This is a genomic window from Mucilaginibacter sp. P4_A11 (assembly GCF_056402535.1).
Window position 1 is genome coordinate 549,979 of the sequence record NZ_JBFUHE010000002.1, and the last position, 25,440, is coordinate 575,418.

The 25,440-nt window shown below is 41.1% G+C and carries 23 protein-coding genes and 4 tRNA genes; 23 read left to right on the forward strand and 4 right to left on the reverse strand.

Annotated elements, in window-relative coordinates; all coding sequences use genetic code 11:
- The first annotated feature begins 65 nt into the window (after window positions 1-65).
- From AC1DUD_RS06280 to AC1DUD_RS06300, 5 genes are all read left to right on the forward strand, one after another.
- Complete coding sequence (locus AC1DUD_RS06280; RefSeq protein ID WP_477372701.1) at window positions 66-536, forward strand: terminase small subunit; 471 nt, start codon at window positions 66-68, stop codon at window positions 534-536.
- 49 nt (window positions 537-585) lie between these two features.
- The gene (locus AC1DUD_RS06285) at window positions 586-1,845 is read left to right on the forward strand and encodes a PBSX family phage terminase large subunit (protein WP_477372703.1); all 1,260 of its coding nucleotides are present in this window, start codon (window positions 586-588) and stop codon (window positions 1,843-1,845) included.
- A gap of 41 nt (window positions 1,846-1,886) precedes the next feature.
- On the forward strand, window positions 1,887-2,606 hold the full coding sequence (locus tag AC1DUD_RS06290) for a hypothetical protein (protein WP_477372705.1): 720 nt from the start codon (window positions 1,887-1,889) through the stop codon (window positions 2,604-2,606).
- A 211-nt stretch (window positions 2,607-2,817) separates the two neighbouring features.
- Complete coding sequence (locus AC1DUD_RS06295) at window positions 2,818-3,258, forward strand: hypothetical protein (RefSeq protein WP_477372707.1); 441 nt, start codon at window positions 2,818-2,820, stop codon at window positions 3,256-3,258.
- Window positions 3,259-3,281: 23 nt separating this feature from the next.
- Window positions 3,282-5,387: a hypothetical protein gene (locus tag AC1DUD_RS06300; RefSeq protein WP_477372709.1), complete on the forward strand. Its 2,106-nt coding sequence runs from the start codon at window positions 3,282-3,284 to the stop codon at window positions 5,385-5,387.
- 4 nt (window positions 5,388-5,391) lie between these two features.
- Here AC1DUD_RS06300 and AC1DUD_RS06305 read toward each other — a convergent pair whose 3' ends face one another.
- On the reverse strand, window positions 5,392-5,841 hold the full coding sequence (locus tag AC1DUD_RS06305; protein WP_477372711.1) for a hypothetical protein: 450 nt from the start codon (window positions 5,839-5,841) through the stop codon (window positions 5,392-5,394).
- A 117-nt stretch (window positions 5,842-5,958) separates the two neighbouring features.
- On the opposite strand from AC1DUD_RS06305, the gene AC1DUD_RS06310 reads away from it, so the two are divergent.
- The 14 genes from AC1DUD_RS06310 (at window position 5,959) to AC1DUD_RS06375 (ending at window position 21,668) form a co-directional block, all read left to right on the forward strand.
- Window positions 5,959-8,010 (forward strand): hypothetical protein, encoded by a 2,052-nt coding sequence (locus AC1DUD_RS06310; protein WP_477372713.1) that lies wholly within the window; start codon window positions 5,959-5,961, stop codon window positions 8,008-8,010.
- Window positions 8,011-8,148: 138 nt separating this feature from the next.
- Complete coding sequence (locus AC1DUD_RS06315) at window positions 8,149-8,697, forward strand: hypothetical protein (RefSeq protein WP_477372715.1); 549 nt, start codon at window positions 8,149-8,151, stop codon at window positions 8,695-8,697.
- A 205-nt stretch (window positions 8,698-8,902) separates the two neighbouring features.
- Window positions 8,903-9,244: a hypothetical protein gene (locus tag AC1DUD_RS06320; protein ID WP_477372717.1), complete on the forward strand. Its 342-nt coding sequence runs from the start codon at window positions 8,903-8,905 to the stop codon at window positions 9,242-9,244.
- A gap of 77 nt (window positions 9,245-9,321) precedes the next feature.
- Window positions 9,322-11,670 (forward strand): hypothetical protein, encoded by a 2,349-nt coding sequence (locus AC1DUD_RS06325; protein ID WP_477372719.1) that lies wholly within the window; start codon window positions 9,322-9,324, stop codon window positions 11,668-11,670.
- Between the two features lie 45 nt (window positions 11,671-11,715).
- Window positions 11,716-11,955, forward strand: coding sequence for a hypothetical protein (locus AC1DUD_RS06330; protein ID WP_477372721.1), 240 nt, complete (start codon window positions 11,716-11,718; stop codon window positions 11,953-11,955).
- A 330-nt stretch (window positions 11,956-12,285) separates the two neighbouring features.
- Window positions 12,286-13,491, forward strand: a complete 1,206-nt coding sequence (locus AC1DUD_RS06335; RefSeq protein ID WP_477372723.1) for a head maturation protease, ClpP-related — start codon at window positions 12,286-12,288, stop codon at window positions 13,489-13,491.
- Between the two features lie 114 nt (window positions 13,492-13,605).
- The gene (locus AC1DUD_RS06340) at window positions 13,606-14,814 is read left to right on the forward strand and encodes a hypothetical protein (RefSeq protein ID WP_477372725.1); all 1,209 of its coding nucleotides are present in this window, start codon (window positions 13,606-13,608) and stop codon (window positions 14,812-14,814) included.
- A 153-nt stretch (window positions 14,815-14,967) separates the two neighbouring features.
- Complete coding sequence (locus tag AC1DUD_RS06345) at window positions 14,968-15,555, forward strand: hypothetical protein (RefSeq protein WP_477372727.1); 588 nt, start codon at window positions 14,968-14,970, stop codon at window positions 15,553-15,555.
- Between the two features lie 84 nt (window positions 15,556-15,639).
- Window positions 15,640-15,888 carry a hypothetical protein gene (locus tag AC1DUD_RS06350; protein WP_477372729.1) on the forward strand — a complete coding sequence of 83 codons (249 nt, stop codon included), beginning with the start codon at window positions 15,640-15,642 and terminating at the stop codon, window positions 15,886-15,888.
- Entirely contained in the window at window positions 15,885-17,168 is a 1,284-nt protein-coding gene (locus AC1DUD_RS06355) for a hypothetical protein (protein WP_477372731.1), read from the forward strand. The genes AC1DUD_RS06350 and AC1DUD_RS06355 overlap by 4 nt, the downstream gene beginning before the upstream one ends.
- A 152-nt stretch (window positions 17,169-17,320) precedes the next feature.
- Window positions 17,321-17,935: a DUF6712 family protein gene (locus tag AC1DUD_RS06360; protein ID WP_477372733.1), complete on the forward strand. Its 615-nt coding sequence runs from the start codon at window positions 17,321-17,323 to the stop codon at window positions 17,933-17,935.
- Window positions 17,935-20,535 carry an SGNH/GDSL hydrolase family protein gene (locus tag AC1DUD_RS06365; protein WP_477372735.1) on the forward strand — a complete coding sequence of 867 codons (2,601 nt, stop codon included), beginning with the start codon at window positions 17,935-17,937 and terminating at the stop codon, window positions 20,533-20,535. Before AC1DUD_RS06360 ends, AC1DUD_RS06365 begins: the two co-directional genes overlap by 1 nt.
- A gap of 38 nt (window positions 20,536-20,573) precedes the next feature.
- Complete coding sequence (locus tag AC1DUD_RS06370) at window positions 20,574-21,242, forward strand: GDSL-type esterase/lipase family protein (protein ID WP_477372737.1); 669 nt, start codon at window positions 20,574-20,576, stop codon at window positions 21,240-21,242.
- A 174-nt stretch (window positions 21,243-21,416) separates the two neighbouring features.
- Window positions 21,417-21,668 (forward strand): hypothetical protein, encoded by a 252-nt coding sequence (locus AC1DUD_RS06375; RefSeq protein ID WP_477372739.1) that lies wholly within the window; start codon window positions 21,417-21,419, stop codon window positions 21,666-21,668.
- A 24-nt stretch (window positions 21,669-21,692) separates the two neighbouring features.
- Here AC1DUD_RS06375 and AC1DUD_RS06380 read toward each other — a convergent pair.
- A tRNA-Leu gene (locus AC1DUD_RS06380) sits at window positions 21,693-21,776 on the reverse strand.
- Window positions 21,777-21,837: 61 nt separating this feature from the next.
- Window positions 21,838-21,921 (reverse strand) — tRNA-Leu (locus AC1DUD_RS06385).
- Window positions 21,922-22,061: 140 nt separating this feature from the next.
- Between AC1DUD_RS06385 and AC1DUD_RS06390 the strand changes: the two genes are divergently transcribed.
- From AC1DUD_RS06390 to AC1DUD_RS06400, 3 genes are all read left to right on the forward strand, one after another.
- Complete coding sequence (locus AC1DUD_RS06390) at window positions 22,062-23,084, forward strand: WD40/YVTN/BNR-like repeat-containing protein (RefSeq protein ID WP_477372741.1); 1,023 nt, start codon at window positions 22,062-22,064, stop codon at window positions 23,082-23,084.
- 133 nt (window positions 23,085-23,217) lie between these two features.
- Window positions 23,218-23,290: transfer RNA gene (locus AC1DUD_RS06395), tRNA-Lys, on the forward strand.
- An 85-nt stretch (window positions 23,291-23,375) separates the two neighbouring features.
- Window positions 23,376-23,448 (forward strand) — tRNA-Lys (locus tag AC1DUD_RS06400).
- A gap of 110 nt (window positions 23,449-23,558) precedes the next feature.
- Here AC1DUD_RS06400 and AC1DUD_RS06405 read toward each other — a convergent pair.
- Window positions 23,559-24,023, reverse strand: coding sequence for a hypothetical protein (locus AC1DUD_RS06405; protein WP_477372743.1), 465 nt, complete (start codon window positions 24,021-24,023; stop codon window positions 23,559-23,561).
- Between the two features lie 387 nt (window positions 24,024-24,410).
- Between AC1DUD_RS06405 and AC1DUD_RS06410 the strand changes: the two genes are divergently transcribed.
- On the forward strand, window positions 24,411-25,439 hold the full coding sequence (locus AC1DUD_RS06410; protein WP_477372745.1) for a LacI family DNA-binding transcriptional regulator: 1,029 nt from the start codon (window positions 24,411-24,413) through the stop codon (window positions 25,437-25,439).
- The last annotated feature ends 1 nt before the right edge of the window (window position 25,440 follow it).

Below are 25,440 nucleotides of genomic sequence, written 5' to 3' on the forward strand. Positions count from 1 at the left end.
AGTAATTGTAAAAAACATTTCCGACATTTGATTATTCTTTTATGCCATTCGGCATTCAAAACATAATGAAACCTGATATATCTTCCTTTAATGACGCCGCCCAGGTTGAGCGGCTCATTGACAAGTATTTCGCCCGCATACAGGGCAAATATCACCTTGAACAAAAACCGATTAAAAACAGTAAAGACAATGCAGAAACTATTGAACACAAAATTTGGGACCGGGAACCAGAACCGGCAACCCTATCAGGGCTGGCCCTTGCCCTTGGCTTTAACAGCCGGCAGGAGTTTAACAACTATATACAGAACGGCAGGTTTGCACCTGTTGTTAAACAAGGGATTTTACGTGTAGAAGCCTGCTATGAAGCTCATTTGCATCAAAACACAACCGGGGCGATGTTCGCATTAAAAAATATGGGATGGAACGAGAAATACGAGCCATCACCAACCAACACCGAAGCCGGTAACATATTAAATGTAAAGCTCTTCAACTCGGGTCCTCCCCCTGCCGACAGCGAAAAAGATGTACAACTATAACAGAGGTGCCCCATGTACACTTGGGCTACCGGATTAACAATTAATAACAATGACCAATGAAGAAACAAGCCCCGATATTACATCAAAGGAGCCTGAAGGCTTTCAGTGTTCTATCCTGTTCAAACAAAATTATCAGTCAACCGCGCATATAGTAATTAACCAGGGAGGTACCAGCAGCGGTAAAACATTTGCCATTGAGCAGGCGCTGTTTTGTATTGCAGGCGAAAGTCCAAAGCAAGTAATAACCATAGTTGGGCAGGATATTCCCAACCTTAAAGCGGGTGCAATGCGCGATGCATTGAATATATTCAACTCATCGCCGGTATTACAGGCAAAAATTAAAAACTACAATAAAAGCGACCGCATTTTCGAATTTCTGAACGGTAGTATAATCGAGTTTAAAAGTTATGACAACAGCCAGGATGCGAAATCCGGCAAGCGCGATTATCTTTTTATAAATGAAGCCAACGGCCTGACATGGGATGTGTATACAGAACTCGCCCTTCGCACTAAAAAACGTATTTTTATTGATTACAACCCCAATACAGGTTTCTGGGTACATGAGCACTTAATTGGGAAACCAGGGGTGCAACTTATCGTATCCGATCATAGGCACAACCCGTTTTTAACTTCGGAAGTAAGAGATAAAATTGAAGCGCTAAAAGCTGTTGATATTGAATTATGGAAGGTATATGCCCGTGGCTTAACCGGCAAAATAACAGGCCTCATATTTGATAACTGGTATATCTGTGAATCTATCCCGGCCGATGCGCGTTTGATAGCTCTGGGCCTCGATTTTGGTTTTACCAACGACGAAACCGGGTGTATTGAACTGTACCAGCAAAACGGCGAGCTGTGGGCTAATGAATTATTTTATGAAACAGGTTTAACCAACACGGATATATCCGCAAAGCTAAAAGACACGGGGGTAAGTCTCAAAAACGAAGTTATTGCAGATAGCGCCGAGCCGAAATCAATAGAAGAGTTAAAGCGTTTGGGCTGGCGCATTACCCCCGCAAAAAAAGGCGCAGATAGTGTTAAAAATTCTATCGATATTCTTAAACGGTACAAAATAAATGTAACCCGCAACAGCGTAAACCTGCGCAATGAGCTTAACCGTTACAAATGGCGTGCAGATGCAACAGGCAAAACCATTAATGAGCCGGTTGATTCATGGAACCACTTAATAGATCCGTTAAGGTATATCGCCCTCAATAAATTAAAAATACATAATGCCGGAAAACTTCAGTCACGCCTTCCGCACCAGCCAGGCAATCAGCAAATAAGCGCATTACACGGGCTTATCTAACATCGATAATTATTCACGAAACCTATACAGGCTTTATAGCTATGACAGAACGAATATTAAAAACCACCGAAGGCAAACTGCAGATCCAGATGCCAACACAGTTAAATGAAGTAACCCTTGGCCAAATGATGGACTTACAGGCTAAGCCGGATATAACAGATATCGAGGCTATCAGCATCCTTTCGGGCATACCGGTTACTGAGCTTCAGAACATTAAAAACTATGATGATCTGCACCAGTTTGGTGATGTAGTGCTTTCATTATCCTACCAGATCAAATATCTGTACAACAGTAATGAAATCCCCAAAGAAGTAATTTTCATTATACCTGAGGCCGATGGGACATCACTCAAAAAAACAAAAGTAAAGGTGATGCAAAACCTTTCGGTTGAACCAGCCGGTGCATTTATGGCCGCCCGCGATATCATAGCCGAAGAAATAACTACCCATATAAAAACACATGGCGAAGATGATTGGCAGGAACATTTTAACCCTTCATTAAACGCCTGCTGCCAGGTGTTGGCGCAATACTTTTATTGCCGGGCGACAGGCAAAAAATACAACGAATACGAAGTGGAAAGCTTTATTAACGAAGTAAAAAAACTACGGGTAACGGAGGCACTGCCCATCTCAAAGCATTTTTTTACCTTTTATCCCAGCTTATCGACAGTGAAAACAAGCTTTTGGCATCGGCTCCTACCGCACTTGAAAAAAGAGCGGGCATCCAATCGTTCGAAAAATTTAAATACATCAATACAGTAAATTCACTGGCAGGCGGTGATATTACCAAATGGCACCTGATCATGAGTATGCCATATGAGCGGATTCTTACTAAACTACTACTCAACAAAACTGAAGCCGAATATCAAAAACGATATAGCGAGCTATCTCAAACTACAATCTGAAGCGCCTTATCCCTGCAAGGCTATTAAACACCAAATCACCCCAACCAGGGATAGGGGCTTTAATTATTATGCGTAACCAAATAGAAGCTATTGTACAAACACTCAACGGCAGTCCGGCATTCGCTTACGGTACCCAGTCCGAACTGAATACCCTTGCAGATGATGTCACTTTCCCCTGCGTATTTCTTTACCCGTTTCAGCCTATTGAGGTAAGTCCGCAAGTTAACGGCTCTGTTGACAATACATTTACCATCTACATGGAATTTTTGTTCAAAACAGATTTTGGACAGTTTACCACCGAAAACGAAACCTATATCTCGCAAGCGCTGCAATTGGCTAACCAATTTGTAGTTAAAGCTTCAAAATACCGCGAAGGCGAAGGCAGGTATTTCAGGGTTAAAGCGGGACAAAAAGCCAAATGCGCACCGGTTTATAACAAGTTTGATGTTAATACCACCGGAGTCGGGTTAACCATAACGCTATCGGCCATGTATTTTGATATTTTTTAACTCCCACATTCTAATTAAAAAAAATGAGCATAACAGCCACAATTAATGAAACCATCAGCTCAACAACCTACCCCGATCAAAACGGAGGGCAGATTGACCAGGGCGATGTGTTCATCAGCATTATTGATACCAATACCCGGCAACCCACCAATGGTAATAATTGCGAAGTAACCTATCAGCGTAACGAAAATGGCTATACAGGCAACTTCACTGTTATTGTAGCCGGGCAGTCATTCCCGTTGTATTCAGGGGTGATCAGAGATTATGAATACAGCCCGCAGGGTGATATGATCCGGAGCAACTATGTATCATTCAGCATAATTTCCGTGAAACCCGGAGATAATCCGTCCACTAATCCATCTGTCTGTGATCTGAAGATAAATTACATAGATATCAACAAGATCGAATCTGCACCAGGGGCAGCCGACGCTCAGCTTACAGTTAATGCAAGTTCAAGTTTTGCATTAATACAATATAGTATGGATATGGGTGTAAGCTGGCAAACCTCGCCTGTTTTTACAAACCTGAACGGTGGACTAAAACATGTGCTGGTAAAAGACAGCAACCCATTAGGCTGTACAGATACGGCTGAGATAAGCATTTCAACGTCCACCAACCTGTTAACCGGCGATCCCTCGGTAACCCTTCCTGACGGTTATATTTCGAGATGGAACGCGGCGTTCAATCCTATTGTTTTCACCTATCAAAGAAAAGATTTCACAATTAAAAGTATAACAGCCGATAGCGGACAAGGGCACGCTAACATCAGCGTTAATACCAATTTCAATGATCCCAATACAGGTCTGCCGAAGGTGAAGGAAGGCGACAAGGTTTATGTAAATACAGCTTCGTATAAAGGTGTTTATATCGTTGAAAAGGTAATTGGCACTAATAGCATAGTAATAAATACTCCTTTTACAAATAATGACAATACCGGGTTCATTAATATAAACAGTATGTACCCGTATTATGAGCTGCATACACGAATTACTTATACAGATCCGCTCACCGGTGTACAATCAACCATAAAATCAGTAAATAGGCCTGATAATGCAGGATTAATTAAGGCAGACCTGTCAAATTTTTTACAGAGTCTGTTACGCCCTGCCGACGGCAGCGACTATAATCAGGTTAATTATTATGACACCAACCTTTGCACCAGTTATACAATTGAGTACGCACAACATTATGACGATGGATCGGCTAAAGGATTTACAACCAGCTTCAGTCAAATTCAACATCCATACTATGTTGTTTATGCGGCCAAACAGCTTGGAGATAAATATGGTGGCAACTTAGCGGCTTATGTGCCAAACGTTAATACGCCCGCACAATGGATAACAGATTTTAAAGAGCCGGCATACTCCGCCGGATATCCGTTCGACATTGGTTTTATTTATACCGATGAGATGACAAACCTCCAGCCCTATTGTATGCTTACCCTGCTGGATATTAACCGGAATGTATTACCGGGAGGTTCTGAACCTGATTATCTGCAAAACGAAGACAATTCATGGATCCTGAATGAAGACGGCAGCAAGTTTAGCATTGGCAATCAAACATCATTTATAATACCGTTAGCTGGCCCGGTTGGCCTGCACCGGTTTGTGGTTAATGCCAATTTCCCGCCCGAAGCTTATTATTTTAATATCCAGATCAAGTATGATGACGAAAATGGCACACATTCACTAACCAGGGCACAAACTATTAGGATTGATGATGCTGTTGACGATAACTCCATATACCTGAGATGGATCGGGCTTAGCGGTTCCTGGCAGTACTTTCGTTTTGTTTTTAATCAGGAAATAAGCCTTGATGTTCAGAACGCTGTGATCATCAAAAACTTTGTACAAAACTGGCAAACCCAGGAAGGAATTGAAGAAGTGATCAGCAAAAGCGCAGGACAAAAGATGAAGGTTATGGCCGAAGACCTGTCTGTAAATGACATCCGCGGCCTACAATCAATAAAATATTCGCCCAAGGTACAGATGCTGATCAATAAAAACCCTATCAGGTGGCAAACCATAGTTATAAACACAGCTACCTATAGCGAATATGAAACCCGCAACGGGCAGGCTCCATTCAGCCTGACATTCAATATGCCATCAATAAATATTCAAACTCAATAACAGCTCAATCTTTCGCAAAACTAATGTTATCAATGCCGTAGTAATGATCCCCATTAACAGTTGTACTGCTTTCATAAGTTACTTCAAGCGTGTTTTCAGTAAGCGTATTAACGGTATAAGTACCCTCGTAAAATGCCGGTGTTGTTCTACTTATCGTTAATACTTTATCGTTCAAAGTGTATTGATATTTAATAAGCGCAGTTTCACCGGAAGAGGTCAGATTTGAGGTATAGCCGGAGCCATCATTACTAAAAACTTCAAAATCAGTAACAGAGTAATCTTTACGGCCGGTATCCCTCAACAACACCTTGTTTTTATAGCTGCGGGTACGGTATTTTTTCAGGTACCATTTACCCACAATAGTAACCGCAGGGCCTGCAGCCTTATCATCTTTTTTGCATGACACCAGCACACATGCAAACATGGCAATTATCAAAAAAAGCTTTACATGCATTGAAGGTTGTTTTAGATTAACTGGTCAGGATCAGAAGCGATAGATAAACTTAATTAAATTACTGATAATAACCCAATTATTTTAAGCAATGCTCAGGAAATAACACTCACTAATCTCATGAATCAAATACAACTTTATATTAATGACCAACTGGTTGACCTGACCGATGATAACCCCATCGCGCTCACTTTTCAGATTAATAACCTGGCCGAGGTTAAAAATCAACAGGGAAATACCAGCAATCAGTTTAAGCTTCCGCTAACACAGCGCAACCGACAAATACTGGGCTTCCCGGATGACATAGCTTTTACCTCAGCCCTTCCTTATGATAACTATCAGGCAAAAATTATACAGGATGGTCTCGAGATCGTTCCCTACGGACTGGCTGTACTCAACAACATCGAGCAGGATATGGCCAACATAACCATACTAAGCGGCAACGTTGATTTTTTTGATGCCATTGACGGTAAGATATACGACATGGGCGATAGCACGAGTCAGTGGAGTAATTTTGGCAAAACCTTGCTTTGGCAACCATATGATCATAAATGGAATGTTCAAAATGTGGTTACGTCGCAAACTAATACCAGCGGCTGGATCTGGCCGGTGGTTGATTATGGTTTTATTGGTGAGGTTGATTTCACCGAACCTATAAATGTACGCAACCAGCGCCCTGGTTTTTTTATTAAAACAGCTATCGATCTGATGGTAAAATCGGCAGGATATAAAGCTAAAGGATCCCTGCTTAACAATCCATTATATCCATTGCTTATTTGCCAGTTTGCTAACGATAGTTTTGAGCACGGCACCAATCTGCAAAACGCCGTCGACGGCTTGGGCCAGTCGACCTCCTTATCATATACATCAACGTCAGATATAGTATTAGATGGTGATCCCTTAGGTCTGAATGCAGATGACCCTACTGATATCACTATGCCAATTGGCTTTCAGGAATACCATGCCACACAAACCATTCACGGTACCGCCAGTGTAATATTTGACATGACCATGGCGGGCATAGCAGGTACCGGCAACGATGGCTATTTTGAGCTTTTTATCTATTATCGTGATGTTAATGGTGTGTCAAACCCACGAGAAACGGTTAGATTAAATTTTGACCAGAAATCAACTCCGCCTGGCGCACGCGATCGTTTTGAGGAATTTAAGAACATCAAAATAACACATGATTTTGACTTGGTAAAAGGAGAATCGTTGTTTGTATCATTTCACCTGCACCGTTACAATACCCGGGTGATCATTAAAAAAGGTGCAAAATTTCAGTTCGTTGCCGATCAAAAACCGGTACTTTACGGCCAGGAAATTCAGTGCGAACGTATTTTCCCGGATATAAGTCAAAAAGATCTGCTTAAAGATACATTGCAACGTTTTGGTATTGTTTGCCAAACAGACAACAGTACCAAAACAATATCTTTTAACTCCTTTGCAGATATCGTTGCCAATATTCCTGTCGCAAAAAATTGGACATGCAAGTGTATTGACCAGGGCAAAACCATCTCATTTCAATTAGGGGGCTATGCGCAAACAAACTATATGAAATACAAAGAGGATGATAATATTACACCAAAAGACTTCGCCAATGCACAGATCACCGTGCCAGATAAAACCTTACCAGCTATTGCCGATCTATTTGAAAGCCAGTTTGCTCCAACATTTAACCGCCCATACATTGGCGGCACCATTGCGCAGATAAAAAAAGCCGACACCACCAGCGATGATGAGAGTTTCAGCATTAGCACATCGCCACGGATCCTGGTTGATCAAAAGATCGACCCTCGCTATTACGGCGATAATACCAGCATAAAGTTTACTGACGGCGATGCTGCTAATGACGTTACAGTTAACGACATCATATCAGTACCCTACTTTTATAAACCCGATGGCAACTATAATCTTTGCTTCAAAGATATGCCGGGTAAAACTGGTATACAGGCCGGCTTAAAAACAAACTATTATCCCCAACTGGAAAAGATACTAACACAAACCAAAAAAGTGGTGCGTTATTTTTTACTAACCCCGCGCGATATCCTTGAGCTTGATTTACTCATTCCTGTTTATCTTGAGCAGGATAGTTGCTATTACTATATTAACAAAATTGACAGCTGGCGTAAGGGGCAGCCCACAAAAGTTGAATTGGTAAAATTGGGATAATCACCTTAAGGCGGTTAAAAACAATTCTTCAATAAATTATTGTAATATTAAAATGTTAAAAAATATTTGGCCCCAATATTTTTTTTATGGAAACCGCCGCTTATATTTACCAATAAAATTAGCAAATCCTAAATTATCATGTTAAAACCGGAAAGCCAGCAACAGAACAAGAAAAAAAACAAGAAAAGATTAATATGGTTAGTGAGCGGCTTTTCAATTATCTTAATTCTCGTAATCGCATTTTGGTGTAATAAAAGTTTTTTGCATCTCTATTATTATAACCTTGAGAGCAATCATTTTAAAATTAATGACAAACTTTACGCTATTGAGCCTTCACTCGTCAGTTCATCTCATATAATCCTATTTAGAAAAGTGAACCCTGTAAACGGTAATTTGAACGGGGGACCTTTTATGGCGAGGTGTGGCTGGGTAATAAGTACTGATAGTTTACTTAAATACAAAACAGCTTTTATAGGTAACTACACCGGATACGAAATTCAAAGCACGGAAAATATAGATAACGAATACACTCCTATGCTTTTCTTTTCAATTACAACAAACAAGAAAGCATTAATAAAGATAGACTTTAAGAGTAATCCGCCGGCGGGATATGAATTTGAAGACGGCCCGCTTTACTTATGGGCTATCGAGGTTACAGGTAAAGAATCTCCTATTTTCAGCAAATAAAAAATTACCCAAGATCGAATCTTTCTTACTTAAACAAATCTCCATGTCAAATAAAAAGAAATATATCATACTTGCTATTACAGTTATTTTAATATTCATCGCGTTTTTGGGCTTTACAAACCGAAGACTTATAATGGTTTATTATTATAATTACAAGGTTAATCACTTTAGTAGGGGTGAAAAGGTTTACGCATATAAATATTTTGTGAGCGGAGTAACATCGCTTAAGCTGCCATTAATGCGCTTGATCAAATCGACAACTTCAGCTGATTTTAAATTCATCTCTTCGGGGAATGCAATTGTAAATGATAGTTTAAGTAAATACAAGTCATCGTATATCGGCACTTATATCGACTATAAAATATTTCCATCTAACGATAAGGGCAAAGAAGGAATCTGGCGTATTTACTCGATAAACCCCAATTGGAAAGTAGTTAACAAAACTGCGTCAACACCAGCCCCCTTACCGCCAAACTACGTATTTGCGGATAATAATTTTTATTTAAATTGGACTAAATGTGCCGATAAAGAATTAAATGAATTTTAATAAACGATGTAATCATTCTACTGATGGAAAAATCCAAAGGCTAAACTATGCCAAACAGCATTTAAAACATAAAAAACATGACTGATTATAACTACAAGCTCTACCTTAGCAATGACGATATTGAGAAGGCAAAAAAATACACTGATGCTTTAAATGAATTAAAAAAAGCTGTAATCGGTGTAAACAGCAAATTACCCGAGTTTTCGGATGGCCTAAAAGAAGGCATTAAAGCCATTGGCGAAAAACTGCCGGAAGTGGTAGATGCCATGCAAAAGCTAAATGAACAAAATAAGGAACTTGCCGCATCAGGGCAAAAGCCTAAAAATATTATAAAAGAGTTAGCATCTTCATTTTTATCGTGGAACTCTCTCATCTCAGTTGGAATCACTTTGCTTGCCAGTTACAGTGATGTAATTATCGACTGGGTAGCCGACATGATCAAGGGACAAACTACACTATCGGCCTTAGGTAAAGCAATGAAAGATAACACAATCATTGCTGAATCACTTGTACAAACTAAGTTAAAGGCCGACCAGGCAGCCCAAAACGAAATTACAAATCTTACTGCCCTGTATCGCGCTACACAAAGCCAGTTGGTACAGGCAAATGAAAAAAAGAAAGCAATAGCAGCATTAAAAGATCAATGGCCCGGAACATTTAAAAGCATGAAAGATGAAGCCATTATAGCGGGAGATGCGGCAACAGCCTACGGGAAATTAAAAGATCAAATTTATGCTACTGCCTATGCGGAAGAAGCGAAAAGTAAAATCTCTGTAAATGCGAGCAGGGTGCTGGACAATAATGAAAAGATTGCAAAAGAGCGAAAGAACAATCTCAATCTTCTCAAAAATAAAGTGGTAATCGATGGTCGCTATGAATATGCATTAAAACATCCTGCTCACGACGAAGGCGCCACGATCAAGGGATTAGCCCAGAGTTTACAACTCGCCACGAAAGATCTCGACACCAGCGATAAAATAATTTATGATCTATCAACGGATTCGAAACTATTAAACAATCAGAATGAAAAATTATACCAAGAAATTGAAGCGAGGCAGAAATTAATTTTAACCAACAAGAAGTTAGATGAAAGCGGTTCGGATAAAACAAATAACAGCGGCCCCATTATCCCTCATAAGAAGGTAGAAAAACCGACAATTGAACAAACCCGTTCTTCCGAAATTCTTCAAGCCAAAGCAATTAATTTTGCAAAACAAATTGAACTTGATAAACAAAATTATGATACTGAGCTCGCGTTACTGAATAAACAACTGGATAAAAAACTGATCAGCCAGGAAGATTACAACAAAAAAAGCGAGCAACTTCAGCAGAAATTCCATCTTGGTATTGGCGATAAGATCCAGTTTTTCAATAAGAATGATTTCACAGAAGCTCAAAAGCAAATGCAGGCGATGATAGACAGCCGTCAGCACGAGGATACGATAGCGAAAGATGAAAAAAAGGTTGGTAAAGCCTTGCTACCTGGCGAAAAGTTAAATGCAGAAAAAAAATTGATCGACGATAAATACTCTTACGAGATAAACCTTGTAGCCGGTAATGCTGAGAAGATCAAGGCGCTGGAAGATCAAAAGCAAAAAGATATTACCCAGTTAACACAACAATACGAGCAACAACGTACAGAATTTGCACTGCAAAGCGCACAACAGGTATCAGATAAGGCATTTTCTATTATCCAAAACAATATCAAAACCCAAAGCGATGCCAAAATAAAAGGCCTCGAAAAGGATAAGGCGGCCGAGTTAGGCAATAAAAATCTGACCAACACACAGCGCCAGGCTATTGAAGATAAATATCAAAAAAAGGAAGCTGTCGAAAAAGTAAAAGCTTTTAAAGCTGAACAAAAGGCATCAATATTACAGGCCGTAATCAATGGAGCATTGGCAGTAACCAAGGCTACTTCACAAACCGGCATATTGGCACCATTTGTAATACCCGGCATAATTGCTTCTACGGCCATACAGGTTGCCACTATCGTATCCCAAAAACCACCACAATATGCTAAAGGCGGTCTGCACTATCAATCTGACGGTCGCGGTGCGCTATTATCAGGCTACAGCCGCACGGACAATACAAACGCCTACCTTCGCTCGGGTGAAGCCATTGTAGTATCAGAGGCGATGCGCAACCCATGGGCCCGCAACCTGGTAAGTGCTATTAATGTGGCACACGGAGGTCGCGATTTCTCAATACCCAATCCAGGTCGCGGTTATGCAATAGGCGGTATATTTACAGATGGAGGCAATGCCAACCGGTATTATAATCAACCTGTTAATGATGTAAAAGATCTGGCTAATACGCTTGCCTATCAAATGATCAATAACTTCCCTCCTGTTTATGTTGATGTTAAGGATATCAACAACCAGCAAAATATATTAGCTCAAACCATTAACCGTGTAAATCTTTAACAAAATTATGCCATTTATCACACTAACCTCTAACCTCTAACCTCTATGGATATTCAAATCGCCAACGCCCTGTTTGATGAAGGCATTTTCTCGGCCATGTATAAGGCTGGCTTCATCACTACCAAAGTGTTTGTGTACCGTGAAATTTATTTATGGGTAAACGCACAGCAGCAAACACGCGACATTTCTAAAAATCAAGCTGTACTTGAAGCCGAAATCAAATTCAATAAAGATGAACGCACTATCTGGCGCGCGCTCAATTGTTTTTCTGAAAAAGCGGCTTAAAACGCTTCCACTGACAAAACACTGTCACCAGATTAAAGGAAATTTGTGCCGACATTTGTTATGTCAATTCACCGGAACTAAAAAATTACTGAAGATTAGAACGAGCCAAAGCAAATCCAACCCATTCAAATAATTCAACAAATTCCGGTTCAAGCAACCACTGACAAAACACTGTCACCGTTAAAATAAACAATAACCACGACCTTTGATTTATGCCAACCGGCATTGTAAACATCAAAAAACAGTCTGTTATTCCAGGCAAAATAATAAGCCCAGTCCCCCTTTCGGACTATCTGACTTCCCGACTTTCGGACAAAATAACAATCCAATATGAGCTACAAAATTTATTTATATGACACTGAAACCGACTGCATTGGTTCAGGCAACTTATCATCGGCTTACATACAAACCCAGCTTGCGGCTGCAGCCGGCAGCGATGTTGAAGTACACATCAGTTCGGTAGGCGGCAGCGCGTTTGATGCCATTGCCATTTATGATCTCCTTAAAAAATATCCCGGTAAAGTTACTACCTATATCGATGCGCTGGCCGCCTCGGCAGCGTCAGTTGTTGCAATGGGTGGCCGGCAGGTAGTAATGAGTAAATATGCATTACTCATGATCCACAAACCTATGGTTAGCACCGGCGGCAATGCCGATGAACTCTTGAAAGATGTGCAGATGTTAAATGTAGTGCAGGAGCGCCTGGCGCAGATCTACATAGATAAATCAGGCTTAGACGGGGTTACGGTAAACAGTTTGATCAACTCCGTTACCTGGATGACCGCCGATCAGGCCCTTGACCTGGGTTTTATTGACCAGGTTGAGGATTACAGTACAGAGATCACCAACAGCGCCCTCATTAAAAATTACACCAGCACAGCCCCCGCGGTTTACCAGCGATGCATTAACAAAATCTTAAACATAAAAAATAACAACAGCATGAATATCGAAAACAAAGAACTTATCGAGAAAACCACATCGGTATTAGACAAGATCATGAACTTTTTTAAAAAAGTGGTAAACAAGCAAACCATCACCGATAAAGGCACGCTGCATCACAGCGGGCAAATTGAAGAAGGTGCCGAAGTTTACCAGGACGAAGACATGACCTCGCCGGCAGTAAGTGATACTTATACCTGTGCCGATGGCAAACAACTGGATATTAAACAAGGAAAGATCCAAAGCGTAACACCTGCCGATCCTGAAAAAACACCCGAAGCAGAAGATGACGACGACGATCTTCCTGAGAGCAAATTTAAATCAGCTAAAAAACCTGCCGATGTCCAAAACCGGATGCAACAGCTAAAAGCCCGTTTACATGCGCAAAATGCCTTACTAACTGAAGTCCGAGCCGCACTCGAAGAAGCGAACAATCGCCTGCAAAAAACACGCACCGAGGTAAAAAACGAGATCAAATCAACCTTTACCCCCGAAGGTTCAAAACGCAGCAATAAAGCGCATACCGAGCCTGCTCCGTTCTTCGCACCACAAAGCGAGATTGCTAAGAACGCCGTTAAAAAAGCTATCGCTTCCTAAACCAATCAACATATAACCGAAACCTTATCGCATCTAATTAACCCATCCTTACTATCCCTATAAGTAAAACCGTTTAAAAAGCTCTCCCTTTAGGGGGCCGGGGGGCTAAACTTTATGGCTCAATTTACATTTACAAACAACACCTACGCCGGCGAAGCGCTGGCAGGATTTATGGCAAGCACATTACTCGAAGCCGATTCGGTAAAACGTGGCCTGCTCACAGTGATTAACGACGTAAAAGCCCGCAAGGTAATTCTTGATGTTGACGATGACGTTGTATTACAAAACCCTTCGGGCATCTTTACCGATCAGGGTACAACCGCTCACCAAACCGAAAGCTATCTCGACCCGGTAGTTTACGAGTTTATGAAACAGGAGCAGTGGGATAAACTTGCCCAAAGCTGGGAAGCCCAGGCCTTAAAACCCGGCGCCTTTATGGATTACGAAGGCGTGGTCGACCTTTCAGATTTTATGGTACAGCGTTATTTAACCAAGATCCAGATTGCTAACGAGCGTTTGTACTGGCTTGGTAAAACTGCCACTAAAGAGGCAGCCTTTACCGCCGATTTCCCTGGTTTACTTCCTTCTATTGCAGCGGCATCCGGAGTTTATAAAGTAGGTTTAAGCAAACCTGCTACGTCATTGGCAGCAACAGCAATTGATGCAAACGGTATTGTAACCGTAGCCGATACCTCAACCCTTGCCGACGGCGACGTTGTTACCATTACAGGTATAACCGGTACCAGCAAGGATACCACCAATGGTGCGCCTGGTATCGCCATTCAGGGCCAATCATATTTTATCCAGATTGCCAGCGCAACTTCATTTAAACTGGTGCGCAATTACAACGAGGTTAACAGCCGTAAACCTGCAACTTTTAGCGGTACAGCTACCGCCGCAACTGTAAACTACATTAACGTAAGCAATGTTCTACAGGTACTGGGCAGCGTTTACGCCCAACTTGATCCTGCCGACAGGATCCAGGATGATTTTAACTTACAAATCCCTTTGCATGTAGGTTACGCTTATGCCCAGGCACAGGCTAACAAAGCACTCAACGTTATCAATGCCTTTACGGATATGAAAAAAATGGATTACTTAGGTATTCCGCTTCAGATCATGAACCACTGGCAGGCCAATACCATTTTAGGTGCACGGTCGTCAAACCTATTCCTTGGCGTTGATCTTTTGGGTGATGCCTCCGAGCTATCAACCGTATACCTGAAGCCGTATACTAACGACAACGTGGTACGTATGAAGGCCCGCATGAAAGCAGCCGTGAACTTCAAATTTGCTAACGAGTTGTTTTACCTGTCGGCGTAAGATCAATTATTGAATTAGTGAGTTATTGAATTAGTGAATTGATTCCATAGAACATCAATAATTACAATCAACATTCAATAATTCCTGATTCAATAACCTGCCAATTCAATAACTCACTAATTCAGTCATTCACTAATTCACTAACTAAATTCCATGTCAATTTATAATAAAATAAACGCCGGTTTCAGCCTGGGTACAGATGAGCCGATCACCTCGGGTATTGAGGATGTGATCTACATTTTTAATGCAGATGATATTGTGCTCACTTATGATACTACCAACCCGCTTATTGTTAAAGGCCTGACTGCCGTGAGCAACGCGAAGGTTTACAAATTTGAGGGAACAAACAACAGCTTCAATACAACATCTAAACTGACCAAAACCCAGGTAGGCCCTCGTTATACCGAAGAGATCGATTTCAATATCGCCGGTTTATCTGTTGAGGTTAAGGCACAGCTTATGGCTATGGGATATGGCCGGGTACGTGCCATCACAGTTAATAACTATAACTCAAGCGATTCGGCAATAGAGCTTTTTGGTGCCGTAAATGGCTTGATCCTTACCGATGCCGAACGTAATGCTGCTGATGAATCGCTTGATGGCGGTTACAAATTAAAGCTCACCAACCCAGATAAAATGAAAGAGCCTTATCCACCACGTGCAGTGTCTATTGCTCCAGGAACCGGTACCGCCACATATGCCAGCACCATAGCGGCTATTGAGGCATTGGTTGCAGCATAATCCATTGTGTCATGAGGTCATTAGTCATTTTATAATGGCTAATGACCCTTAAAATTCTTTTTATAACCTAAAATTAATGACCAAATGCCTAATGACACATTGAAAAAAAAGTACATTCTTAAACCAGGCCTTCATCAATTTGCACCCGGTTCGGCAGCCATCCATAGTAATGAAAACCTGAGCGACGAAGAAGCGGAATGGTATTTACAACGATACCCACATATAGCAGCATTATTTGCTCCCCGGCCCCCTGAAGAGGAAACTACAGTGCAGGTCGATAATAAGGGCAAATTATCAAAAGATGAAATCTCAGATAAAGGAGGTCCAATATGAAAACCTACCTCCCGCAAATTGAACGGCGAATACTGGTAAGGCCAAATCAAACTTACGGCATCCTCAACTACGACCTGGACAATGCTTACCCTCAGCGCATGCTGGAGTTGGTAGCCGGATCCCCAACAGCAAAAGATTGTTGGAACAAACGCACCAAATTCATAGCCGGTAATGGGTTTGAGCAAAAAGAATTGGGCAAACAGGTGATCAACTCCAAAGGTTTAACCATTGCTAAATTATTAAAAGCTTTGGCCACCGACAAAGCGCTATTCACCGGCTTCGGTATTCATGTAAATTACAATGCCAGCTTCAGGGTAACATCAGTAAGCTATGTAAAATTCGAGGACATCCGCATGGGCGATTCCGACAGCCCGGAAACGGCCGACAAATACGCATTATACTCCGACTGGGGCCGCAAAACCTGGAAAAACATCATGCGCAGCAGGGTCACTTTTTTAGACAGGTATGATCCCGAACCGGAAGCAATTAGCGAGCAGGTACGCGTTGCCGGTGGATGGGAAAATTATAAAGGCCAGTTGTTTTATTTTAACCCCGAAGTTGATGATTACCCGCTAATTGAAGCGGATTCGGTGTGGGAGGATTTTGAAACCGAAGCCGGGATCAAAATTTTCAACAACCGTGAAGTAACCACCGGCTTTCTGCCGTCAACGATGCTTTTTATGCAGTCGCGCCGCGAAGAAGCCGAAAATACCCGGCCCGATGCTGATGAATATGCGGGTATCAATATACCATCACAACTCGAAAAAGACCTCGGTGCATTCCAGGGAGCGAAAAGTGCACAAAAAATCATTGTTATTGAATATGAAGACGAAAACTCTAAGCCAGAGTTCAAGGCCTACCCTATTCAAAATAACGACAAACTGTTTGAAACTACTGAGCGATCCGTAGAGGCCCGCATCATTAAAGGCTTTTCTGTGCCGAAAGAACTCATCAATGCTGAAAAAGTATCGGGACTAAGCAACGGTAGTGAAAAGAAACAGGCTATCCTCGAATTTAATGACAATACTGCCTCCGACAGACTTGATCTGTCCGAAACATTGGCCGAGATTTTTAGTCGTTTTTACAGGGATATAAATCATGGTAACAACTGGAACATTGTACCGGTAACTGCGATAGCAGCCGATGACAACCCGGGCATTAAGGCTGGAAACGCTATCAATGAGCTCCTGCAATCAGCCATTCCTCAAAAAAGCAAAATAGCTGCTTTGGTATATGCCTATGGCTTCAAACAAACCGAAGCCGAAGCTATGTGCCCTTGATTAAGTCACGAGTCTTTAGTTGTAAGTTCCAAGTATATCAAAAAAACAACTTAAAACTTCAGGCTTCCAACTTGAGGCTCCCCTAATATCAATAAACACAATCATAAACAAACATTTCATCTCCCCACAACAGGGATGTAGGAGGCAATGCTATGATCTATTTAATCAATCAAACTATATTTCAGCAATACGAGGATATCAACGTAAATATTAAACCCGAACGCCTCAAAGTATTCATAAAAAAAGCCCAGGAACTGGACCTGAAACCATTTTTAGGTTATGCCCTATATTACCAATTAATAACCTATTGCAATGACGACGGCACTGTAAAGGACGATGCGCCGCATGCCTATAAAGATCTTTTAAACGGCAGCGAATACCTTGACGAGTATGGTCGTATCGTTTTGTATGAAGGCCTTGCCCCCGCTCTGGTTTATTTCACTTCTGCCCGCTTTATCGAAAACGACGCGGTACACTACACAGCAACCGGACCGGTAATTAAACGCCACGATAATGGCGATGCGCTTTCATCGCCCGAGATAGTGAAACTGGTACAGCAACAACGCAGTGTAGCTAATGCTTATGCCAATGATATAGAAAAGTTTTTAAGAGATAACCACCAAGACTTTCCGCTTTGGCGCTATAATGAAAACAATAAAAGCAGCCGTCAATCCGGTCCGCGGATTAGGGGTATCGACAAAACGGATTTCAATTATCCGGGCACAATTAACAATTACAATTTACCAATAACCGATTTTTTAAACTGATGGCAAACGATAAAAAAATAAGCGAGTTACCGATAACAGAAACTATAAATGCCTCCGACCGATCAATTCTGGTCAGTAATAATGCCGATTACCAGTTTGATTTTGCGACGCTGCTCCAATTTATTAATTCAGGGCTTAACGCAGGAGCTAACTTGACCTTTGGCCCGGTGCTGCCGCAAAATACAACCGGTAAAAATGGGGATGTATTTATCAATACTGCCGCAGGCTACTTTGCCCAAAAAATAGCAGGTGTATGGACAATTGTTTACACTATTGCTGCAGGAGGCAGCACCGATACTACTGTATTGTACGGCACTTCCACCCCGGCAACAGCAACCGGCAACAATGGAGATACTTTTATAAATACCGTAAGCGGAATCTTTTACAAAAAGACCGGAGGCGCATGGGGCCAGGTATTTTCCATGCAAACAGGCCCACAGGGACCACAAGGTACAACCGGAACAAACGGCACCAATGGCACTAACGGCAAATCCATATTAAACGGCACAACCAACCCGGCCAACAGTCTCGGTACCGATGGAGACTTTTATATTAACACCGCGTCATACTATTTATTTGGCCCTAAAAGTGCGGGTGTTTGGGGCACCGGAATCTCCCTGATAGTTTCGGGCGTACAATTTGAAGAAACCGACAATAAAAACACTCCAAACGGTTACGCTGGCCTGGATAGCAATGGTAAAATTGCATCAGCACAGCTCCCCAGCTATGTTGATGATGTACTGGAGGTTACAAATTATGCATCACTGCCTGTAACCGGCGAAAACGGAAAAATTTATATAACTACCGACACCAACAACGAATACCGGTGGAGCGGATCGGCATATATTCAGATTGTTGCATCGCCTGGCACAACCGATGCTGTACCTGAAGGTACTACAAATAAATATTTCACCTTGTCGCGGGTGTTAAACGCAATACTCACCGGCATTAGCTTTGGAACTGCCGCTGCGGTATCTGCAACTGACACCGTTTTACAAGCGCTGGGTAAATTGCAAGCACAAATTACTGGTTTGTTTAAGATTCCTGCCGGTGGGGCAAGCGGACAGATCTTAGCAAAAAACAGTAGCTCCGACGGTGATTTACATTGGATCAATGCACCTTCAGGAGGCGGTGGTGGTGGTTCATCGGAACCTTCTGGTCAAATTAAATCTTTCAGGGTTGATTATGGTGCTGTTGGTGATGGGTTGACGGATGATACGGCGGCTGTGAATGCGGCTTTAGCGGCTGAAGCAAGTATTGAAGATAGCGGAGACTTTTTTGTATCCTCAATTCCGATAAATAAATATGGTACTAAAATTCTGGGTAATGTTCGTATTTTAAGAAATAGCCCTAACGGCAACGCTATAAAACAGCAACTAAACAGTTATGCGGATGATTGCCAGCATATATTTGGAACTGAGTATTTGAGTTCATTTCACAAAAAATTATATGCCAACCTAACAGCAACATCACCTACAGCATTGAAAATTGTTTTTTCAGGCGATAGTACTACTGGGGGTACAGATGAGGGATCAGATACGGCTATAGATCAAGTATGTGCGCGTTTAGCTGCTCGCGACTATATTACAAATTTAACCTTTGTAAATAAAGGAATTGGAGGTCAAAGTTCAAGCGCGTGGCTGTCAACGTATTTAACAGCAGATTTAGCATTAAACCCACACGTATATGTTTTAAGATGGGGTATTAATGATACCAATGGTTCTACCCCAAAACAGTTGCTTGATCGGATGGATACAGGGTTGAGTACCATTCGTGGAAATTCAAGTTTCACAAAAGACAAGCTTGCGATTATCTTGTGTTCTATGAATACCACTACAGATGATAATCAGAATCACCAAGGCGAAATTTTTAACGAGGAGTATAATAAAGGCTTGCGCCTACTTGCAAGGAAGTATGCATGTTGCTATATGGACTTATACGCTTTGTGGCAGGATTCAAGAAACGGGCAGGACTATTTTAACCCTTACGATGTGGGCAGGCCTAACGAATTGATTCATCCTGGAAAATCGCTAAAAATACTGATAGCTTGTAAAACATACGATGTCCTATTTCCGCAGTATTATCGTAGGAACGATATTGTTGACAAAAGCCAATCAGGTAGATTAGCTTCTACCTTACTTGCTACATATGATCTTGGGTTAACTTATGAATATGTAGTTATCAGCGATGGTTGGCCTATAAACGGCTTTTTAACGACCCATAAAATGTCGACTGGTATGTATAGACAAGAATTAACAGCATTTGGATCGCTGGAGACTAAGTTATACATAAGGATTGGTTGGGGACCTTCAGGTTGGCAGCCATGGTATACGTTAGAGCCATTGAAAACGCAGGTCGCCTTTATTGGTACATCGTTCGGTTCTATTCCTTCCACTTCGGCTTATACATATTGGCCAGAAGGAATGCAGGTTGATTATGTAAATTCTTCTGATGGATGGCCTGTAAATGGGAGTCTGGTTACATTTAAGAACAATGGTGTATTTCAGCAAACACTTACAAGTACAAGCGCGCCGGTAAGACAGTTTACGCGCGGCTCTTATGCCGGAACGGGAACGTTTAAAGAAGTTACCCTAACCTAATAAAAAGTTATAAATTCGTGGGAAATAACACACTGCTAATGTTTAATAATAAGTTCAAAAGAGCTCTATTGATAGCTTCTTTGTCGCTCAATGCCTTATTCGTTTTGTTTTTTATTGGTAAAAGATTTTATTATAGTCACGAAACCCTTTTTCAGGCTAAAGTAGACCGTTGGGATGAATATCTAAAATTAAAACCAGATGCAGCAGAAGTTTTATTTTTAGGAACAAGCATAACCGAGGGTTTTCCCGTGCAAAAGGAGTTTAATAATGTTCACGTAAAAAACATGGGATTTGCAGGTAGTATATCGAAAAACGGGATTCAAGTAATAAACAGACTGATTTATCGAAAGCCCAAAAAAGTATTTTTAGAGTTCGGCGTGAATGATTTTAAATATAATATTAGTTCAGATACCGTGCAAGCACATCTTGCAAGCATGATTGATATAATCAAAAAGCAGTCCCCTAAAACAGAGATTTTCGTGCAGTCAGTGTTGCCTACAAATATGGATTCGTTAAATGTTAAAATTATTTCATACAACGCTGAAGCCCAAAAAATTTGCATGCAAAAAAGTGTAACATTTATCAATTTATATCCATCATTTTTACGAGGCAATAAAATTGATAGCGATTTAACTTTTGACGGCACCCATCTTACAGATATCGGGTATTTTCATTGGAGAAAACTTATTTGCGAACTGGTAAATTAAATAGTTTATTATTTTGAAAGTAAGAAGTTTGATATAAGTATATAGTAAAACGACTTATTTATAATCAAACAAACCACGCTATAGAAGTCAGAAGTAATATACACCCCTCCTATCGCAACGGAATAAAAACGCATCCCCTGTGCTTTTCCCAACCAATCACTAACAATCTACACCATGACAACATTTGAACACAGAGAGATCAGGGGCATTACCATTAAGAATATGATAGTGACCATAGCCAGCACCATAAGTATTGTGGTTTCTGTAATGACCGGTTACTTCCAACTGAAGGGAGATATTAAAGATATTCGCTCATCTCAGGATACCCAGAGCAGGATCAACGAGATCAGATTGAAAGTCCTCGAAGGACAAGTTAACGTACTGCAACAGGAAGTTCAGGGATTAAAAGAAGGAAAGAAATCTTAAATACCTTGCATTAAGGGGGGTGTGTGCCCAGAACGAGATTCGAACTCGTACATCCTTACGAATGCCACCCCCTCAAGATGGTGCGTCTACCAATTTCGCCACCTGGGCTTTTAAAAAATGCGAGAATCTTTCGATTCTCACATTCCAATTTTTCTTACTTAAAAAGGCGTGCCCGAAGAGAGACTCGAACTCTCAAGAGACAATTCTCAACGGCTTCTGAGACCGCAACGTTTACCAATTTCGCCATCCGGGCTTATCGTTTTATTAACAAGCGTGCAAATATAATCGTTTCCGGCAAATTGCAACCTAATAAATTAAAAAATCAATATTATGTTGTTTAATGGTCATTGAAAACATAATTTAGGTTTCATAAAACACTTTATATCAAACTAGATGAAGCTAAGCCGCATTTTTATTTCAGGTACCTTATTTTGTTTTTTAGCCTTAAATTCCGCTTTAAAAGCACAAACTATTACCATCTTACAGCAGGATAAGCCAACAAGTATCCGCGGTTTATCTGTAGTTGATGATCATACGGCGTGGATTAGCGGCAGTAAAGGATACATTGCTAAAACTAACGATGGCGGCAAAACCTGGAACTGGCAGCAAATAAAAGGCTATGAAAAATCCGACTTCAGGGATATTGAAGCTTTTAATGATAAAGAAGCTGTGATCATGAGTTCGGGTACGCCGTCATTCATTTTAAAAACAGTAGACGGTGGGCAAACCTGGCAGGAAAAATATCAGAAAACAGATACCACCTATTTCTTAGATGCCATGGACTTTGCTGACAACCTTCATGGTTATATTTTAGGCGATCCGATCAACAACAAATTCCTACTACTGGAAACAAAAGACGGTGGTGAAACATGGAACGAATCAATAAATGCACCGGATGCCCTATCCGGAGAAGCTGCCTTTGCCGCAAGTGGGACATGCCTCAGAGTATCAGGTAACGGAGCGATATACATTGCTTCGGGAGGAACAAGTGCGAGACTTATTTCATTGCAGCCAGGCAATGACAAATGGCAGTATACAAACTTGCCTATTACACATGGTCAAAGCAGCGAAGGTGCTTTTTCATTGTCAATAGGACAAAATCAGGGAATTATCGTTGGAGGCGATTATGCAAATGATAAAAAGACCGACTCAGTTGCTACTATCCACACAGTTCACTCCTTTCTCAAATTTACACAGCCACAAACAGGGCCTACAGGTTTTCAATCAGGTGTTGAGCACATAAAATCAGGCATATTTCTGTCAACCGGCACTCCCGGAAGCAATATTACTACCGATGGAGGAAGGACATGGAAGCAGATTGACAGCACAAGTTTTAATGTTTGCCGCAAGGCGAAACACGGAAAGCTCGTATTATTGGCAGGAAACGGCGGCAAAATAGCCCTCTTGAATTTATAGTTTACTGGTTATTAATAGCTTAAAAAAAGCTTTACATTAATTTAAAAAATAGCTTGCAGGGAATAGTTAAGAACCCTATATTTGCACCACTTTAAACGGAAACGGTTAACAGAACCAAAAAAGTTTAAAGAATGATTCCGTAGCTCAGCTGGTAGAGCATAACACTTTTAATGTTGGGGTCCTGGGTTCGAATCCCAGCGGGATCACAAGCCTTTGAAAAGAGGCTTTTTTATTTAACAACAAAGCTGCACTTTAACAGCCTCGCCTTGAAAAGCGAAAAATTTAAAGAATGATTCCGTAGCTCAGCTGGTAGAGCATAACACTTTTAATGTTGGGGTCCTGGGTTCGAATCCCAGCGGGATCACTGAAAGGGAGGCAGAAATGCTTCCCTTTTTTGTTTATAGATTTTGTGGGCCAGGCAGACCGTACGTTTTTTAAATCTCTCTTAAAATTTGCTCTACATTGTTGCATTCTTTACCATTCTCTCCATTCTTCGGTTATATCTTCATCCTCAGAATTATAACCTTTGTTGTGCCCAACTGTAATAATTATAGTCGCTATAGCTTCCCGTTCTCCGGTTTCAATTAATTCTTCACCAGAATTTTCATTCAATTCGTTTAACTTTAAAACTGTAGCTTTTACGACTTGCATTCCATCTTCCTTCGATTTTGAATTTGACATTTCAACGTTATACTCAGTGAGAATTTGCACACATTTTTCTATATCCTTTTCAGTATAATTTGGGTGTGTAGCATTCATATAATCCGTCATTGACTTTTTTAATGACATAATCTGGGCTTCGATACTTTTATTTTCCATAGTTGGATTTTCTTTTGGCTTTTTTACAGTTTTATTTACTTGCTGACTTGGATTTGATTTGCTGTTGCATGAAATGACTAACAAAATCGTCACTAACATGATAATGGATTTTATATTCATTACTTCATTTGTTTATAATCTGATATACTTTCAGTGCTTTTCTCCATCTCTGGATTAAAAAATGTATCAAAATAGTTCAAAGTAGTAAAGATAATTATAATGCTTAAAGTTTATTTTATTCGTATTTGCTTGCTTTACCCCCCGCCAACAACTTCAAATCTTCCATCAAATGGTTCGAGTTTTGTACCAGCGGGATCACAAAGCCACTCCAAAAGAGTGGCTTTTATTATTTTAGGCTGGAATTAGAATAGGGGGGGACGACGATTTCACCGATCAATCAAAATAACGCCAACAATTGGAGAAACTCCAACAAAGACTACTGAACGCCTTTTTTCGTTATATTGGCCGTACAATCAGGCTCAATCAATTTAAACCATTTGCTAAAAAATGACCGGCGGTATTAAGAATGATAAGGTGAATATGAAAATGCTTGCGAAAGAACTCAACCTTTCAACCGCAACCATATCAAAAGCGCTGCGCGATAGCTATGACATAAGCCATGAAACCAAACTTAGGGTAATGGAAGCCGCCAGGCGCTTAAATTATGTACCTAACGCTTATGCCAGCAGTCTCCGCAAACAAAGCAGCAATACTATAGCTATCATCATTCCCGAAATTGCCGATAGCTTTTTCAGTCAGGCTATTAACGGGATAGAAAGTATTATCGCCCCCCAAAAATATCATGCGCTAATCTACCTTACCCACGACAGCTATGAACGGGAGGCATCTATGTTTAACGATCTCGCCAGCGGACGTGTTGACGGTCTCATCATGTCGGTAGCCAGCAGCACACAGGATACTGATCATATCAAAAAATTGCAGGAAACGGGCATTCCTATAGTTTTTTTTGATAGGGTGTGCGAAGATGTTACTGCGGATAAAATTGTAACCGATGATTATAACAGCGCCTACAACGCTACCACTCATTTGCTGCTGGCAGGGTGTAAAAATATCTCGCTGGTTACTATCAGTGGCTATCCTTCTATTTTATCGGCCCGCGAGCAAGGGTATCGCGACGCTTTAAATAACAACGGATTTACAACTGACGATACAAGGATAGTAACCTGCGCCAATAAGTATACGGAAGAAAATGTAAACGTGATCAAAGCGCATTTAACTACCGTTAAACCCGATGGTATAATAGCCACCGTTGAGCAATTGGCAACGGCTACCTACCTGGCCTGCGATGAGCTGAAACTACAGATTCCCAGTGATATAAAAGTTGTTTGCTTTACCAACCAGATTACTGCAGCCATACTTAACCCGCCGCTTACTACTGTTTTACAACCGGCATATGATATGGGCAAACAAGCGGCTGAAATACTTTTCGGCCGCTTGTCCGGAAGGCTTATTGAAGCTGAGCAAGAGCTGGTAATGCCGTCACAATTGATTGCAAGGGCATCTACAGCATCTTAAC

Excerpts from the sequence above, each read along its gene's own strand:
- AC1DUD_RS06280 (WP_477372701.1), top strand. The coding sequence starts at position 66 with ATGAAACCTGATATATCTTCCTTTAATGACGCCGCCCAGGTTGAGCGG.
- AC1DUD_RS06285 (WP_477372703.1), top strand. The coding sequence starts at position 586 with ATGACCAATGAAGAAACAAGCCCCGATATTACATCAAAGGAGCCTGAA.
- AC1DUD_RS06290 (WP_477372705.1), top strand. The coding sequence starts at position 1,887 with ATGACAGAACGAATATTAAAAACCACCGAAGGCAAACTGCAGATCCAG.
- AC1DUD_RS06295 (WP_477372707.1), top strand. The coding sequence starts at position 2,818 with ATGCGTAACCAAATAGAAGCTATTGTACAAACACTCAACGGCAGTCCG.
- AC1DUD_RS06300 (WP_477372709.1), top strand. The coding sequence starts at position 3,282 with ATGAGCATAACAGCCACAATTAATGAAACCATCAGCTCAACAACCTAC.
- AC1DUD_RS06305 (WP_477372711.1), bottom strand. The coding sequence starts at position 5,841 with ATGCATGTAAAGCTTTTTTTGATAATTGCCATGTTTGCATGTGTGCTG.
- AC1DUD_RS06310 (WP_477372713.1), top strand. The coding sequence starts at position 5,959 with ATGAATCAAATACAACTTTATATTAATGACCAACTGGTTGACCTGACC.
- AC1DUD_RS06315 (WP_477372715.1), top strand. The coding sequence starts at position 8,149 with ATGTTAAAACCGGAAAGCCAGCAACAGAACAAGAAAAAAAACAAGAAA.
- AC1DUD_RS06325 (WP_477372719.1), top strand. The coding sequence starts at position 9,322 with ATGACTGATTATAACTACAAGCTCTACCTTAGCAATGACGATATTGAG.
- AC1DUD_RS06330 (WP_477372721.1), top strand. The coding sequence starts at position 11,716 with ATGGATATTCAAATCGCCAACGCCCTGTTTGATGAAGGCATTTTCTCG.
- AC1DUD_RS06335 (WP_477372723.1), top strand. The coding sequence starts at position 12,286 with ATGAGCTACAAAATTTATTTATATGACACTGAAACCGACTGCATTGGT.
- AC1DUD_RS06340 (WP_477372725.1), top strand. The coding sequence starts at position 13,606 with ATGGCTCAATTTACATTTACAAACAACACCTACGCCGGCGAAGCGCTG.
- AC1DUD_RS06345 (WP_477372727.1), top strand. The coding sequence starts at position 14,968 with ATGTCAATTTATAATAAAATAAACGCCGGTTTCAGCCTGGGTACAGAT.
- AC1DUD_RS06350 (WP_477372729.1), top strand. The coding sequence starts at position 15,640 with ATGCCTAATGACACATTGAAAAAAAAGTACATTCTTAAACCAGGCCTT.
- AC1DUD_RS06355 (WP_477372731.1), top strand. The coding sequence starts at position 15,885 with ATGAAAACCTACCTCCCGCAAATTGAACGGCGAATACTGGTAAGGCCA.
- AC1DUD_RS06360 (WP_477372733.1), top strand. The coding sequence starts at position 17,321 with ATGATCTATTTAATCAATCAAACTATATTTCAGCAATACGAGGATATC.
- AC1DUD_RS06365 (WP_477372735.1), top strand. The coding sequence starts at position 17,935 with ATGGCAAACGATAAAAAAATAAGCGAGTTACCGATAACAGAAACTATA.
- AC1DUD_RS06370 (WP_477372737.1), top strand. The coding sequence starts at position 20,574 with ATGTTTAATAATAAGTTCAAAAGAGCTCTATTGATAGCTTCTTTGTCG.
- AC1DUD_RS06375 (WP_477372739.1), top strand. The coding sequence starts at position 21,417 with ATGACAACATTTGAACACAGAGAGATCAGGGGCATTACCATTAAGAAT.
- AC1DUD_RS06390 (WP_477372741.1), top strand. The coding sequence starts at position 22,062 with ATGAAGCTAAGCCGCATTTTTATTTCAGGTACCTTATTTTGTTTTTTA.
- AC1DUD_RS06405 (WP_477372743.1), bottom strand. The coding sequence starts at position 24,023 with ATGAATATAAAATCCATTATCATGTTAGTGACGATTTTGTTAGTCATT.
- AC1DUD_RS06410 (WP_477372745.1), top strand. The coding sequence starts at position 24,411 with ATGACCGGCGGTATTAAGAATGATAAGGTGAATATGAAAATGCTTGCG.